At 63.5% G+C, this 14,624-nt stretch carries 14 protein-coding genes and 1 pseudogene; 4 read left to right on the top strand and 11 right to left on the bottom strand.

Features of this window, described 5'->3' with window-relative positions:
* Positions 1-110: 110 nt before the first annotated feature.
* Positions 111-1,250 (bottom strand): citrate (Si)-synthase, encoded by a 1,140-nt coding sequence (locus H6851_06075; protein ID MCB9943174.1) that lies wholly within the window; start codon positions 1,248-1,250, stop codon positions 111-113.
* An 80-nt stretch (positions 1,251-1,330) separates the two neighbouring features.
* Here H6851_06075 and H6851_06070 point away from each other — a divergent pair, with 80 nt between their 5' ends.
* The 4 genes from H6851_06070 (at position 1,331) to H6851_06055 (ending at position 4,938) form a co-directional block, all read left to right on the top strand.
* Positions 1,331-2,254, top strand: coding sequence for a phosphate acetyltransferase (locus H6851_06070; protein ID MCB9943173.1), 924 nt, complete (start codon positions 1,331-1,333; stop codon positions 2,252-2,254).
* Between the two features lie 213 nt (positions 2,255-2,467).
* On the top strand, positions 2,468-3,940 hold the full coding sequence (gene wbaP, locus H6851_06065) for an undecaprenyl-phosphate galactose phosphotransferase WbaP (GenBank protein ID MCB9943172.1): 1,473 nt from the start codon (positions 2,468-2,470) through the stop codon (positions 3,938-3,940).
* A gap of 95 nt (positions 3,941-4,035) precedes the next feature.
* Positions 4,036-4,353, top strand: coding sequence for an IS1 family transposase (locus H6851_06060; GenBank protein ID MCB9943171.1), 318 nt, complete (start codon positions 4,036-4,038; stop codon positions 4,351-4,353).
* Positions 4,354-4,389: 36 nt separating this feature from the next.
* Positions 4,390-4,938: an IS1595 family transposase gene (locus H6851_06055; protein ID MCB9943170.1), complete on the top strand. Its 549-nt coding sequence runs from the start codon at positions 4,390-4,392 to the stop codon at positions 4,936-4,938.
* Positions 4,939-5,038: 100 nt separating this feature from the next.
* Here the strand turns inward: H6851_06055 and H6851_06050 are convergent.
* The 10 genes and pseudogenes from H6851_06050 to H6851_06005 all read right to left on the bottom strand — a co-directional run bounded on the left by H6851_06050 (position 5,039) and on the right by H6851_06005 (position 14,580).
* Positions 5,039-6,588: pseudogene (locus tag H6851_06050) on the bottom strand (IS66 family transposase).
* 6 nt (positions 6,589-6,594) lie between these two features.
* Positions 6,595-6,939, bottom strand: a complete 345-nt coding sequence (gene tnpB, locus H6851_06045) for an IS66 family insertion sequence element accessory protein TnpB (GenBank protein MCB9943169.1) — start codon at positions 6,937-6,939, stop codon at positions 6,595-6,597.
* A complete protein-coding gene (locus tag H6851_06040) occupies positions 6,936-7,313 on the bottom strand; it encodes a transposase (protein ID MCB9943168.1) in 378 nt (125 codons plus the stop codon). Before H6851_06040 ends, tnpB begins: the two co-directional genes overlap by 4 nt.
* Positions 7,314-7,717: 404 nt before the next feature.
* On the bottom strand, positions 7,718-8,470 hold the full coding sequence (locus H6851_06035; protein ID MCB9943167.1) for an SDR family oxidoreductase: 753 nt from the start codon (positions 8,468-8,470) through the stop codon (positions 7,718-7,720).
* A gap of 13 nt (positions 8,471-8,483) precedes the next feature.
* Positions 8,484-9,227 carry an SDR family oxidoreductase gene (locus H6851_06030; GenBank protein ID MCB9943166.1) on the bottom strand — a complete coding sequence of 248 codons (744 nt, stop codon included), beginning with the start codon at positions 9,225-9,227 and terminating at the stop codon, positions 8,484-8,486.
* Entirely contained in the window at positions 9,224-10,711 is a 1,488-nt protein-coding gene (locus H6851_06025; protein ID MCB9943165.1) for a carbohydrate kinase, read from the bottom strand. The genes H6851_06030 and H6851_06025 overlap by 4 nt, the downstream gene beginning before the upstream one ends.
* Positions 10,712-10,742: 31 nt before the next feature.
* Complete coding sequence (locus H6851_06020) at positions 10,743-11,081, bottom strand: carboxymuconolactone decarboxylase family protein (GenBank protein MCB9943164.1); 339 nt, start codon at positions 11,079-11,081, stop codon at positions 10,743-10,745.
* Positions 11,074-12,612, bottom strand: a complete 1,539-nt coding sequence (locus H6851_06015; GenBank protein MCB9943163.1) for an alpha/beta fold hydrolase — start codon at positions 12,610-12,612, stop codon at positions 11,074-11,076. Before H6851_06015 ends, H6851_06020 begins: the two co-directional genes overlap by 8 nt.
* On the bottom strand, positions 12,609-13,589 hold the full coding sequence (locus tag H6851_06010; GenBank protein ID MCB9943162.1) for an alpha-ketoacid dehydrogenase subunit beta: 981 nt from the start codon (positions 13,587-13,589) through the stop codon (positions 12,609-12,611). The genes H6851_06015 and H6851_06010 overlap by 4 nt, the downstream gene beginning before the upstream one ends.
* A 13-nt stretch (positions 13,590-13,602) precedes the next feature.
* Positions 13,603-14,580: a thiamine pyrophosphate-dependent dehydrogenase E1 component subunit alpha gene (locus H6851_06005; protein ID MCB9943161.1), complete on the bottom strand. Its 978-nt coding sequence runs from the start codon at positions 14,578-14,580 to the stop codon at positions 13,603-13,605.
* Positions 14,581-14,624 lie beyond the last annotated feature (44 nt).

The following is a 14,624-nucleotide window of genomic DNA, read 5'->3' as shown; positions in this document are numbered from 1 at the left end:
GAATCGACACCAACCTTGAACGCTGTCGGTTAATAGCGGATTAAGAAAGACGGTTAAGAAACCGTACTTTTCCATGCACACAACATCCGGGTACGATTTGGCTCCACCCGTTAGCGATCTTCGATCGGCACGAATGCCCTCGGTTCGGGACCGTCATACAGCGTCAGCGGACGGATGAGGATGTTGCTGGCATATTGTTCCAAACATTGGGCTGTCCAGCCCGGCACCCGGCCGATCGCGAAGATCGGCACGAAAAGATCCTGCGGAATCTGGTGCAGGTAATAGATGACACCCGAATAGAAATCGACATTGACCGCCACGCCATGCCTGGCGTAGGGCTTCATGGCTTCGACCACGGCCTCGAGTATCTGATGCCAGCGTGGTTCGCCCATTTCCTTGGACAGCTTCTCGACACCTTCGCGCATGTGCCGCGCGCGCGGATCCTCGATCCTGTAGACTCGATGACCGAAGCCGGTGACCGCCTCGCGTGCCTTCCGCCTGGCCTTCACGTATCCAGCCGCCCTCGCCGGGTCGCCGATTTCCCGAGCCATGCGCATGACGTCCTCGGCAGCGCCGCCATGAGCGGGGCCCGATAGTGCCGCCACGGCTGCCGTCATCGCAGCGTGCAGGTTCGCCTGCGTACCCACGACCACCCTGGCCGCGAAAGACGATGCGTTCGAACCATGTTCCGCATGCAAAATCAGGTCCTTGTCCATGAGCCCGGTTGCGGCAACCGAAGGCTTCTCACCCTTGAGCATCCACAGAAAGTTGCCTGCATGAGACAATGCCGGATCGGCCGGAACCGGTTCGCGGCCGTTGCGGATATGCTCGTGCGCACAAACGATCGCCGGAACCTGCGACGTGAGACGGATGCCCTTGCGCAGGGTCGCCTGCGCATCGTTGTCGGCAACATCGGGATCGAAAGCTGCAAGGGCCGAAACGGCCGTGCGAAGCACATCCATGGGATGGGCTGCCGCCATTGTCCGGATGATATCGAGAACCGGACCGGGCAGGGTCCGCGCTTGCACGAGCTGCCCTTCGAACTCGGCCAGTTCGGCCCGGTTCGGCAATTCACCCTTGAGAATGAGGTGTGCCACCTCCTCGAACGTTGCCCGGGTGGCAAGATCGTGGATCGAGTAGCCGCGATACAGAAGGACTCCAGCCCGGCCATCGATGAAGCTCGTTGCCGAGCGTTCGAAATGGACACCCTTGAGACCCCGGTGAATCCGAACGGTTTCGTCTTCGCTCACGCTTCCCTGCTCCCCTGTTCATCAACTTGCTGTTAGCCTAGACCCTGCACCAGTCGCACAACAAGGGGAGCAGGCAGCCCGTGTCGTTTCGAGACGAACTGTTCGATCGGGCCCGGTCCGCGCCCAGGAGGATCCTTCTCCCGGAAATGGACGACCGGCGCATTGAGGAAGCCGCGAGGCAGCTTGCCGATCTCGGCCTGGGCAGGCCCGTGCCCGTATACTCCGGTTCCGCCGCGCCCGACAGGCTCGACTTCTACGCCGGACGTATCGCTGCCCGCCGGGAGCGCATGACGACAGGTCAGGCCCGGCGTCTGCTTTCGAGGCCGCTGTTCCTCGCCGCGGCGATGCTTGAGGCCGGCGATGGCGACATGCTGCTGGCCGGTGCCACCCATCCGACCCGACGGGTCATCGAAGCCGGCATGATGAGCGTGGGTCTCACCGGAGACATCGCCACACCCTCAAGCTTCTTTCTCATGCTCGCACCGGAAGGTTCAAGGCGCGAGGGTCAGCGGTTCATCTTCTCGGATTGCGCGGTGAACATTGCACCTGACAGCGAACAACTGGCCGATATCGCCATCGCTTCCGCCGCCACCGCCGAGCGCCTTCTCGGGGAGCCGGCGCGTGTCGCACTACTTTCGTTTTCAACGCATGGCAGCGCTGCCCATGGTGAGGTCGACCGGGTCACCAAGGCCCTGGCCATCATTCGTGAACGGATGCCGGAACTGTCCGTGGATGGCGAATTGCAGGCCGACGCGGCACTGTCGCCGGGCATTGCCGAACGCAAGATCCGCAAGCCGAGCGCCGTCGCGGGAAGAGCGAACGTCCTGATATTTCCCGACCTGGCATCGGGAAATATCGCCTACAAGTTACTCCAGGAATTGGGCCAGATGCAGGCAATTGGCCCTTTCCTGCAAGGGTTTGCCCGACCTATATGTGATTTGAGCAGAGGCGCGACGGTTGATGATATTGTCCTCGCAGCCCTGCTCTCAAGCACCGGGGTGTGACCTGCCTGCATCGTAACCGTACCCGTTGGTATATCTACCCAAGACAGGCATTGCTGATCGGGGTGAGTGAGTTTACCGAGTACCGCAACTTTGCCCGGCTTGACCGGCGTCAAATCGCAACCTGGCCTGGAGCAGCTGGTCAGGAGTGACTGTGCTCTAAATCACAGCTGACAGGCGATTATTTCAATGGTTGGTGAAGGAGGCCATTTGGCCGTGTCAACAGCATTCAAAGGGAACAACGCCTCCATGCTGGCAGGACAGATCAAGGCGGCCCAGTCCAGACGTCCGGGTCGGACGGCCCTCCCTTCATTGTTTCTTCCGATTTCCGACGTGCTGACGATGATGCTATGCATTTCCGCGGGCGGACTCGTCAACTTTTCCTTTGACAATTTCACCGATGCTCGCGGTGCAATCCTTGCCTTGCTGATGGGCGGATGCATCGTGACCTTCCAGCAACTGGGACATTACAGCCGTCGCCGGCAATTCTGGCAGGAAGTGGGCGACATTGCGGCCATGGCCCTCGTCGCATTGTTGCTTGATGCCGCTCTTCTCTATCTGGCGAAAATCAACTTTTCGCGGCTCTGGGTGATGACCGGATGGATGTTCGTGGCCGCGATACTGCCGTTGAGCCGCCTGCTGGTAAAACGCCTGACCATGACCCGCTGGAAGCAGCCGACGGTGATCATCGGTGCCGGCGCCCTCGCCCGCGAGACCGCTGAGGCCTACGCGGACAATGCCCATCTGGGCTTCGATGTCGTCGCCCTCATCGAGCCGGATGCGGCACCGGATTCCGAGTGGTCGCAAGCGCGCATCGGCGGCAGGTTGATTCCCGTGCGCCCCCTGGATCCCTCCGCAATGTCCTCGCCATCGACCTTCGGCAAGTCGCACATCGTGGTTGCCCTTGAGCTCGACCAGATCCCGCAACATGAGAGCCTGCTCGAAAAGCTGTCGCTCTATCATGGCGATATCGACATCATCTCGCCGGTCCGGGGACTTCCGATCAACAATGCCCGGACCTCGCACTTCTTTTCCTATGACATCCTGTCGCTGCGCATTTCGAACAATCTTGCCCGGCCATGGTCACAGATGCTCAAGCGGCTCTTCGACATCGTCGCCGCCAGCGCGCTGATCGTTTTCCTGGCTCCGGTCATGGTGATTCTGGGCATCGCCGTCGGGTGGTCGGGTGGTCCCATCTTCTTCGCCCATACCCGTGTCGGGCGTGGCGGACACCTGTTCCAGTGCCTGAAGTTCCGTTCGATGGTGCCGAATTCGGCCGAGGTTCTCGCAAAGCTGCTGGCCGAGGACGAGGAGGCCAGGCGAGAGTGGCAGGAAACCTACAAGCTCAAGAAGGACCCCCGGATCACGGCGTTCGGACATTTCCTTCGCAAGAGCAGCCTCGACGAGTTGCCGCAGCTTTTCAATGTGCTGCGCGGCGACATGAGTCTGGTTGGGCCGCGGCCCGTTGTTCCTGACGAGCTGGAGCGATATGGCGACGCCAAGGTCTATTATCTTGAGGTCCGCCCGGGCCTTACAGGTTTGTGGCAGATCAGCGGTCGCAGCGATCTCGATTACGAGCGCCGGGTGAGTCTCGATACCTGGTATGTCCGCAATTGGACACTTTGGTATGATATTCTCATTCTGTTCAAGACTGTGCTGGTGGTACCCGCGAAGGCTGGAGCCTATTGATCTCCTTCGGGTAATTTTCCTGCATTTTTGATTGGCTCAGTTCCCGTTAGCTGTTGTTCGTGTTATGTTCTCTATAGATTTGGGAGGACCGACTGATGCGCAGCGAGGAATTCGAACTCCTTCTTTCGATGGTTGCTCGCCTTGACGTTGAGCAGAAACAGCGGCTCGAAGCGGCGCTTGCCGGTAGCGGGGACGAGGCGGTGGTGATCGGGCTTCTGGAAGCTCGCCTTGGCCCGGAGCCAGCCTGCCCGCATTGCCGGGCGGAAGGTTCGCGGCCGTGGGGCAGGAGTCACGGGTTGCGGCGTTTTCGGTGTGCGACCTGCGGCCGGACGTTCAACGCGCTGACCGGCACACCGCTGGCGCGCCTGCGCAGGAAGGCGCAATGGTTGAGCTTCACCGCCTGTCTTTCCTGAAGTGACACTGTTCGCAAGGCAGCGAAGATCTGCCGGGTGGCGGTGGCGACGAGCTTTCGCTGGCGGCATCGCTTTCTTCGGGCGGGCGTGGCCGATGCCGAGGCGCTTTCGGGTATCGTCGAAGCCGACGAGACCTTCTTCCGGCGTTCGTTCAAGGGGTCGCGGTGCTGGCGAAAGCAGGCTGACCCGCCGCCGCGACCGCCCAAAAGACGCGCCACACCGGCCCGCAAGCGCGGCTTGAGCGACGAGCAGGTACCTGTGCTGGTCACCCGGGATCGCACCGGATCGACACGCGCGGCAGTTCTGGCCGACCGCAGTGCCGATGCCATCGACGTCGCCATCGGCGCCAGCCTGCCCGCCGACGGCGTCCTTTGCACCGACAGCCACGCGGCCTTCCGCCTGGTTGCCGATCGTCACGCCATTCATCACGAGCCCGTCAACAGCCGCCTCAAGAGCTGGATCGCCGCCTTCAACGGCGTCGCCACACGCTACCTGCCCAACTATCTCGCCTGGCACCATGTTCTCGACAAAAAGCCAGATGTTCCGGACCATCGTGAATGGCTGCGGTTGACCATCAACAGCTAACGCGAACTGAGCCTTTCCCGTTCAGGCGGAATAGCCTGAACGATCAGGAAATGCGTCGAAACAAACAGATAGAGCGTAAGCAGCCGGAGATTGGCGCGTTTTACGCGTTTTGACGCTCGCTTTTGGCTGGTGGCTGCCAGTTCCAGGGCAGGAGTTCGTTCAGGCGATTGATCTTGTGGTCGTTGATGCGGGCGAGGACATCAGCGAGGTAGGCTTCGGGGTTGTGGCCGACGAATTTGGCGCTTTCGATGAGCGAGAGGATGTCGGCGAGATTTTCACCGCCTGCCTGGGAGCCTGCGAAGAGCCAGTTGCGTCTTCCGATGGTCAGCGGACGGATGGCTCGTTCGGCAGCGTTGTTGTCGATGGCGACGGTGGGTTCCTCGAGGAAGAGCGTGAAGGATTGCCAGCGGGAAAGGCCGTAGCGGATGGCACGTGCGAGATCGGACTTGCCGGAGATTTTGGGCAGTTGCTGCTCGAGCCAGGCCTTGAAGGCTGCGGCCAGCGGCTTGCTTTTGGTCTGGCGGACCGCAAGGCGCTCGCCGAGCGGGTGGCCGTTGATCTGGCGTTCGATCATGTAGAGGCTGCCGATCCGCTCTAGGGCTTCCTGGGCGATCGGTGATTTCGTGAGTTTCCAGACATCGTGGAAGTCACGACGCCAATGCGCCCAGCATGCCGCCTCTCGAACCCTGCGTTGGCCCGTGATCGGATCAGGCGCGTACAGTTTGAGGAAGCCCTTATAGGCATCTGCCTGCAGAATGCCTGCGAATTGCGCCAGATGCCGTTGGGGATGATCGCCTTTGCGATCGGGGGTGAAGAAGCAGGCGACGGCTGGAGGATCGACCCCGGCAAAAGGCCGGTCGTCACGGACATAAGCCCATATCCGGGCTTCGCTCGTCGCCTTCTTGCCGTTCTTCGGATCGAGCATCGGGATTGTCGTGTCATCGGCATGCAGCCGGCTGACCGCCATGACCTGGCTTTTCAAGAGTTCGGCCAGTGACCGCAGCGTGCGGATTGCCCCGCCGCACCAGTCGATCAGCGTTGATCGGGGCACCGTTACGCCATGTCGGGCAAAGATTTCGCCCTGTCGATACAACGGGAGGTGATCATCGAACTTCGCGACCAGAATGTGGGCCAACAGACCGGGGCCGGCGAGCCCCTTGGGGATGGGCCGCGAGGGTGCTGGCGGCTGGACGATGCTCTCGCAGTCCCGACAGGACCTGGTCAGGCGTGTGGTCCGGGTGATCTTGAGCTTGGCAGCGATGAAGTCGAGGATCTCCGAGACATCCTGCCCGACCAGCCGCAGCTGGCCACCACACTCTGCGGGGCTGTGGGGACCCCGCACCCCACAAGGGGCTCGCAGGTTTCGCCCGGATCGAGCACGATCTCTTCACACGGAGCGTCATCCGGCAGATCGAGTTTCCGGTGGCCACCACGCTTGCCCTGGCCTGCTGGCCTGGTTTCGGCCGGCTTGTCGTCGTCGTGATCACCGGCATCGAGAAGAGCCGCCGTGTCGATTTCCAAATCCTCGAGTGCCAGTTGCAGCTGCTCGATCTCGCCAGCCAGCTTTTCCGAGCTCTTGCCAAAGCGCTGCCGTCTGAGCCTGGCGATCTTGATCCTCAAGGTCTCGATCAGCACGTCCCGAGCCCGCAAGAGTGCTCAAAATCGCGATGGCGGGGCTGTCCAAACTGGCCGGCGCCAGTCGATCCCCTCCCACAACATGGCCAATTGCGCCGAGGTGAGATGAACCACGCCGTCGGCGGGCGACGGCCAAGGAAAGCGGCCATGTTCCAGCACCTTGTAATAGAGGCAGAAACCCTGGGTGTCCCAATAAAGCAGCTTGATCCGGTCACCTCGACGTCCACGAAAGCCGAACACCGCGCCTGAGCACGGATCCTGCTGAATGACCTGTTGCGCCGCAGCCGCCAGGCCCTGGATCCCCTTGCGCATGTCGGTGACCCCGCAGGCCAGATAGACCCGCACACCCGTGCCCGGCCCGATCATGACACCTCCACCGCCCGGATCAGGACCTGCAGCCGCCGGCGCTCGATCGTCAAGGGGATGACCAGCACACGACCGCCATGCAGGCGAACTTCCACCGTCTCTGAAACCGCGCCCGTGCTGACAGCATCAGTTATCTCGCCGCCACTCAATGCCACCTGCGCAAAAACCGCCGCGCCTTCGGCTGGTGCCGGCAAAATCCCGGACCGGAAATCCGATCGCCATTGATACACCTGCTGGCGCGTCACCCCGAACCGCCGCGCAACATCCGCTATCACCGCACCCGACTCCAGCGATGCCCGAACGATCGCAAACTTCTCCCGAGCCGTCCGCCTCCGACAACGCTCCGGAACCGTCAATATCTCCACTCGACCCAATGCTCTTGCTCCAAGACACACCTATCGCGACGTATCTTGGATTTCAGACACCAAACCCAGTAGGCGCCAACCGGCGGCCGCTTACGTCGAAACAAACAGATAGAGCCAGTTTTCCGATTTCACCTAATCGGGAAACGCTAACCGGCAGCACGCATGATCACCACTTTTCGTGTTGCCCGGAAGCTGTGTCCCGATTCCGAACTGGGGTCGATACCAATACTCACCGCCAGACCATCGGACTGAGACCAAGCAGCCGGACCTTCAACTGCAGGATCGATCCGCACTCGGATTCAGATGATGTGTGCTCCAACATAGCCAAAGCCTGCGGCGGAACGCGGCCACTCGCTACCGGGAACCCCATGCTTTTTGGTGCTCTCCAAAACGCATTCCTGTTCTGGAGGAAGTCAGGAAAAGACGATGCCGCCGTCGACGTTCAGGGTCTGGCCGGTCACGAAGGCCGCATCGTCGGATGCGAAGAAGGCGACCGGGCCCACGACATCCTCGGGATCGCCGATCCGGGCCATGGCGGTCTTGGCCTGCCAGGCGCCACGCACGGCCGGATCGTCGAGATTGACTCGCCCCATATCGGTCAGGATGATGCCCGGACAGACGCAGTTCACCGTGATCCCGAGCGGCCCGACCTCCTGTGCGAGGACGCGGGAAAAGCCCATCACCGCCGCCTTGGAAGCCGAATAGTGAGCCTGTTCCGGGGCACCATGCTTGCCGCCGATCGAGGCGATGTTGACGATCCGTCCGTAGCCGCGCGCCTTCATCGACGGCAGCAGCGCCTGTATCACCATGAACGAGCCCTTGGCGTTCACATCCATGACCGCGTCCCAGGTGCCCTCCGGCAGTCCGTCGACCTCGCCGGCGATCAGGATACCGGCATTGTTGACGACAGCATCGATCTGGCCGAAGGCGGCGAGTGCGCTTGCGACCATCGCCTCGACCTGGGCCTTGTCGCTGACATCGGCAAGGCAGATCTCGGCCCGGCGATCCATCTTGCGGATCTCGGCGGCAACCTTTTCCAGTTCATCCTTCTGGCGTTCGATATCGTTCAGTGCCACGTCATAACCGCGCCGGGCGAGGCCCAACGCAATCGCCGCGCCAATCCCCCGACTGGCGCCAGTCACCAGCGCCGTTCTCATTTCAGTCATCCCGATTCTCCCCTCATGCTGCTGTATAACCACCATCGACGGTCAACACGGTGCCGGTGACGAAGCTGGCCGCATCAGAGGCCAGGAACAGCACGGCATCCGCGATCTCGCGCGGCTCGCCCAGACGGCCCATCGGTGTACGCTCCATCCAGACATCGAACCATTCGCGCTTCGCGCGGCCGGCAAGCGTCAACTCGGTCGCCGTATATCCCGGGGCGACAGCGTTCACGCGCACACCCGAGCGCGCCCATTCGAGCGCGGTCGACTTGACCAGCAGGTTCACACCGGCCTTGGCGGCGTTGTAAGCGGCCTGCGGTTGCGGCCAGACCGGAACCTCGCCGCACATGGAAGAAGTGCAGACACAGGCTCCCGCACCACGTTCGACCATGCCGGGCCCGAAGGCACGCAGCGTGTTGAAGACGCCCGACAGATTCACGTCGATGACCCGCTGCCAGTCAGCCGGATGGAGATCGACCGTGGCGGCGTTGTGGACGATGCCGGCGTTGGCGATCAGCACATCGGGCGTGAACCGCACCGCGAGTGCCGCGCAGGCGTCGAAATCCGTCACATCCAGACGGGCGAATTCGCCGCCGATCCGATTGGCGAGCATCTCGCCCGCCTCCGCATCCAGATCGGCGATCCGGACCCGGGCACCCGCTTCGGCCAGCGTTTCGCAGATCGCGGCACCGATCCCCTTCGCCCCACCGGTGACAAGCGCGCTCCTGCCCTTCAGCGAAAACCGTTCCGCGAGGGTCATCCAAGGATTTCCTTCAATGCCGGATAGAGCGCCGCGTAACGCCCGTAGATCGCGTCATACTGGGCCATGTTCGCGGCGATCGGTTCAATGACGCGGCCCGGATGGACCATTTGCGCGATGCCCTCGTCGATGGTGTCGAAATGCCCCGCACCGACGCCCGCCAGCACCGCCGATCCCGTCGACGGCGCATCGGCAGAGGCCGGCACGCGAACCGGGATGCCGGCCGTGTCGGCATGGATCTGCAACCACAGGTCCGACGCGGTCGCGCCGCCACCCACGGTCATCTCCTCCCCGGCATACCCAGCCGCCCGGAACGCATCGAGGATCGCGCGGGTGCCGAAGCCAATCCCCTCCATCACCGCACGGAAGATATGGTGCAACTCGTGCCCGAGCGTCAGCCCGACGAGCGCACCGCGAGACAGGGGGTCGGTATGCGGGGTGCGATTGCCCTGGAAATGGTCTTGCACCAGCAACCCCTCAGCCCCCGGTGGCAGGGCCGCGGCCCGGCGGTTCAGATCATCGAAATCCAGCGGCCCGCCGGTCAGGCGCGACAGCCAGTTGATGATCGACCCGGTCGATGTCTGCCCGCCCTCGACGATCCAGCGGCCCGGATAGACGATGTCTGCATAGCTACCCCACACTCCCGGCGCATGGACCGGCCCTTCGGTTACACCGAACTGCAGATGCGAGGAACCGGTGATCATCGCCAGTTGACCCGGCCGGCAGACGCCAAGCCCGATCATTCCGATCAGCGCATCGGCACCACCCTGCACGACCTTGACCGATGCCGGCAAACCCAGTTCGGCGGCTGCCGCCTGCGTCAGCGTCCCGATCACCTCGCCGGGCGGCACGACGCGTGCGGGCCATTTGCCTTCGAGCTCCGCCAGATCGAGCGCACTCAGAAGACCGGATGCCCAGCCACCCTGACGCGCGCGATAGTGCCAGCGCAGCCCAGCATTATCCAGACTGGCCGCCCATTCGCCGGTCAGGCGATGGGTGATGAAATCCTGATATTCGCAGATCCGGTACGCACTGGCGAAAATCTCCGGCTCGTTTCGCTTCAGCCACAGCGATTTGGGGATCATCCATTCCGCCGATACCGGCCCATGTCCGGCGCCGTTGAGCTCCAGCGCGGGATCGCCGGTCGCCAGCACCGCCTCCGCCTCGTTGTGGGCGCGCACATCCATCCACATGATCGCAGGTCGCAGCGCCCGCCCCTGCCGGTCGAGCGCGACCACCGTGCAGCAGGTCGTGGCATAGCAGATGGCCTCGATCGCGGCGGGGTCGATGGCCGCCTTCTCGATCGCCCCGCGCGACGCCTTGACCAGATTGGCCCACCAGTCCTCCGGATCCTGCTCGACCCGACCGGGCCTGAAATCGGTCCTGTAGGGCACGGCGGAAGTCCCGAGACAGGTACCGTCCAGATCGTAGACCCTTGCGCGAAGGCTCTCGGTGCCGCCATCCGCGGTCAGGAAATAGGTCATGATGTCTTCCTCCCGTGATCGGCGGCTTCGTTCAGAGCGCGCGATAGGTTTCCAGCGCGCGGGCGGCATACATGACCGCCGGACCGCCACCCATTTCCACAGCCACCTCGAGCGCCTCGACCAGGACGCTCTCATCGGCGCCGTGGCGCCGGGCGGCATCGACATGGTAAAGGATGCAATCCTCACAACGTATGGCGACCGAGATGGCGACGGCAAGCAATTCGCGATCCGCAGCCGAAAAATGCCCCGCCCGGGTCGCCGCTGCCGCAACGGCGGCAAAGCCCTTCATCAGTTCGGGTGTGGCCCGCGCCAGACCGCCCGTGCGCTTCTTCGCCGCCTTCAGCCGTTCCGCAACCTGTTCGTCAGACATGAACCCCTTCCTTCCTGATGATCGCCGCGACCTCGGCCGGTGCGTCCCATTGCGGCATATGGCCAGCGCGGGGGAACACATGCAAGGCAATGGCGGGCGAGACGTCCAGCGCCTCGCGCCAGTCGATGATCCGGTCCTGTTGTCCGACGATGATCCGAACCGGCATCGTCCCGGCAAGCCTTGCCAGCTCGCTGCGCACATTCACCGTCTGCCGGCCTCCCCTGCAGATATCGGCTGCGAGAGCACGCAAGCGTCCCCGGGCAAGCTGCTCGTAGATTTCCGCAATGGCTTCAGTCGAAAAACCCGCTGCGCGGTCCGACAGACGCCTGAGCAGATGGCCGATGACGCCAACGCTTTCCGCCCGCGCCATGCCGTCGACGAATTCCGCGTCGATTGACAGGCCGAGCCCCGCTGGTGCTATCAGGGTCAGTGACGACACACCGCCCTTGCGCGACGCCACCGCCGCAGCCGCCGCGCCAAGCGAATGCCCCACCAGATGGACGGGCCGCGCCGGGTCCAGTTCGGCGGCAAGCGCGGCAACGATGCCATCGAAATCATGCGCCTCGGCAAGCGTTTCACCATGCGCGGGCAAATCGATCGCGCGCACCGCCAGACCCGCCCGGCCGAGGGTCCTGCCCACTTGCTCAAAGGTTACACGATCTCCGGCAAAGCCGTGAACAAGCAAGACGGACGCACCATCGGCAGGGCCCCAGCTCGACGCAGCGAGCGCACCGCCCCGGACGACACGAGTGACATCGACCAACTCGACCCGACCACGGCGGCCACTGCCGCGAAGCGTCTCGATGTCGATCCCCGCCTTGCGCGCCGCCCGGCGTGCCACCGGCGTCGCCCTGACACGCGCACCGGGCTGCATCCGGGTCGCGAAAACCGGCGCATCAGGCAAAGCTTCCGCGGCCCGCAATTTCCCGGCAGCGACCGCATCGGTTCGCTCGGGCGGAACGGCGTCGGTCCGGGCGATCTCGACCCGGGCAATGGGCGAGTTCACCTTGACCAGATCGCCGGGCGCCACCAGCGTCTCGACCAGCCGCCCCGACACCAGTGCCGGAAATTCGGCCACGGTCTTGTCGGTCTCGACCTCCAGGATCGGGGCACCGCGCTCATAGGATGCGCCGATCTCGACCATCCAGCCGACGATCCTGCCTTCCTCCATCGTCTCGCCAAGGCGCGGCATGGGCAGGTCGACAATGACCCGGTCGGTTTCATTACCGGTGGCAGCGACCTCTTCCCCGCCCGCCTCGTCCTGATCCGCATCGACCCAGTTCTCGCCGCCCAGAAGGTCGATCTCGGCGATCGGATCGCCCAGTTTCACCAGATCGCCCTTCGCGACCAGCAGCTTCACCAGTCTGCCAGCACCAAGTGCCGGATATTCCACGGCCGTCTTGTCGGTTTCGAACTCGATCAGCGGCACTCCGCGTTCGAAACGCTCGCCCTCGGCAAGGAGCCAGCCGGCGACGGTCCCTTCCTCCATCGTCTCGCCGAGACGCGGCATCCTGAGCGTGACAATGCTCATGCGGCACGTCTTTCGGCGACGATGCGCCCGGCGACCTCGACGATGAATGGCACGACGGGGACCGAGTTCTTCTCCAGTTCGACCGAAACCGAAATCGGAATGTCCTCGCCACAGACACGGATCACCGGTTCGACCAGAAAGTCGAAGCATTCCTCATGGATGCGCGCCGACAGTTCGGCTCCAACACCTGCTGTCATCACGCCTTCGGACACGACCATCGCACGCCCGATCCGCTCGACATGTTCGCGCACCGTGTCGAAATCCAGTGGATTGAGCGTGCGCAGGTCGATGACTGTCGCCTCAACCCCGTTCCGCGACAGCTCGGCGGCGGCGGCCATGGCATGATGGACCTGGCGGGAATAGGTGACGATGACGAGATCGTCGCCGGTCCGGCGGACGGCAGCCCTGCCCCATTGCGGAGCGGGAGCCGACAGATCGACATCCTCCTTCAACGTGTAGAGCGCCTTGTGCTCGATGAAGACGACCGGGTCGGGCTGTTTCAGCGACTGCCGCAACAGGTGATAGGCATCTGCCACAGTGGCAGGCATCACCAGCCGCAGGCCGGGCGTATGCATGACATAGGCTTCGAGTGACTGGGAATGCTGGGCGCCGGCGGAACGGCCCGTGCCGCCCTGCGTGCGCAGGACCATCGGCACACCGATCTGGCCGCCGAACATGTAGCGGATCTTGGCCGCCTGATTGCCGAGCTGGTCCATCGTCATGCCGATGAAATCGACATACATCAGTTCCGCCACCGGGCGCAGGCCGGACATGGCGGCACCGACGGCGGCACCGATGATCGCCGGTTCGGATATCGGCGTGTCAATCAGGCGATCCGGGCCGAATTCCTCGTAGAGCCCCTTGGTGACGCCGTAGGCCCCACCATAACGGCCGACCTCCTCACCGATCACCATGACGGTGTCATCCTCGGTCATGGCGTCGCGCAGGGCCTGCTTCAGCGCGTCGCGATAAGTCATCTCGGCCAACGTCCTACCCTCTTGCCAGAATGCGGTCGATGCGAGTGGCGACAGCCTCGGGTTCGGGCTCGCCGGGTGCGTAGACATCGCGGAACATGGAGTCGAGAGGTGGCTCCGCGGCGGCGGCGGTGAAGTCGATCGTCGCATCCATTTCCACGGCGATCCCCACATCCATCGCATCCAGCGTCGCCTCGTCCGCCTGTCCGCTGTCGAGGAGTGCCTGACGGGCGAACAGCACCGGGTCGCGGGCGCGCCCCTCCCGTTCATCCTGTTCCGAGCGATAGGGGCTCTTGTCCATGCGCGCATGGCCGAAGAAGCGGTAGCACTCGATGGCCAGAAAGCCCGGCCTGCCATCCCGCGCCGCGTCGATCAGGCGCGACGCGGCTTCGCGCACATCGCGCACATCCAGCCCGTCGACGGTTTCCGCATTCAATCCAAAGGCGAGAGCACGCTCATGCAGCGCGCGCCCCTTGGTCGCCTGCTCGATCCGCGTGCCCATGCCGTACTGGTTGTTGATACAGACGAAGATCACCGGCAGGTTCCACAAGGCCGCCATGTTCATGCTCTCGTAGAGAATGCCCTGCTGCATCGCGCCGTCGCCGAAGAAGGCGGCCGAGATGGCACCCCTGCCATCGCGCCTGGAGGCGAGTCCGGCGCCGACGACCGCCGGGATGCCGCCGCCGACGATGGCGTTGGCACCCAGATGCCCGAGGCCCATGTCGGCGATATGCATTGAACCGCCCTTGCCCCGGCAGTAGCCCGCCTCCTTGCCGCCGATCTCGGCCATCATCCTCTTTGGGTCCGCGCCGCGCGCCAGAAAGATGCCATGTCCGCGATGATGCGTGGTGAAGGTATCGCCATCGCGCATGAGCGAGACGAAGCCGACGGCGGCGCTTTCCTCGCCAATGGACAGATGCAGCATCGAACCGGCGGACTGGCCGCGCACGAACAGTTCTCCGACGCGTTCCTCGAAGGTGCGGACCCGGCGCATCCCGCGATAGAGTTCCACAAGGTCCGTGTTCGAACCCGGCGCCG

Source organism: Geminicoccaceae bacterium, from assembly GCA_020638465.1.
Classification (GTDB): Bacteria; Pseudomonadota; Alphaproteobacteria; order Geminicoccales; family Geminicoccaceae; genus JAGREO01.
This window is presented reverse-complemented; position numbering and strand designations above follow the sequence as displayed.

Coding starts and splice junctions, on each gene's coding strand:
- H6851_06060 (MCB9943171.1), top strand. CDS start 4,036: ATGCGCAGCGAGGAATTCGAACTCCTTCTTTCGATGGTTGCTCGCCTT.
- tnpB (MCB9943169.1), bottom strand. CDS start 6,939: ATGATCGGGCCGGGCACGGGTGTGCGGGTCTATCTGGCCTGCGGGGTC.
- H6851_06035 (MCB9943167.1), bottom strand. CDS start 8,470: ATGACTGAAATGAGAACGGCGCTGGTGACTGGCGCCAGTCGGGGGATT.
- H6851_06030 (MCB9943166.1), bottom strand. CDS start 9,227: ATGACCCTCGCGGAACGGTTTTCGCTGAAGGGCAGGAGCGCGCTTGTC.
- H6851_06025 (MCB9943165.1), bottom strand. CDS start 10,711: ATGACCTATTTCCTGACCGCGGATGGCGGCACCGAGAGCCTTCGCGCA.
- H6851_06020 (MCB9943164.1), bottom strand. CDS start 11,081: ATGTCTGACGAACAGGTTGCGGAACGGCTGAAGGCGGCGAAGAAGCGC.
- H6851_06015 (MCB9943163.1), bottom strand. CDS start 12,612: ATGAGCATTGTCACGCTCAGGATGCCGCGTCTCGGCGAGACGATGGAG.
- H6851_06010 (MCB9943162.1), bottom strand. CDS start 13,589: ATGACTTATCGCGACGCGCTGAAGCAGGCCCTGCGCGACGCCATGACC.
- H6851_06005 (MCB9943161.1), bottom strand. CDS start 14,580: ATGCGCCGGGTCCGCACCTTCGAGGAACGCGTCGGAGAACTGTTCGTG.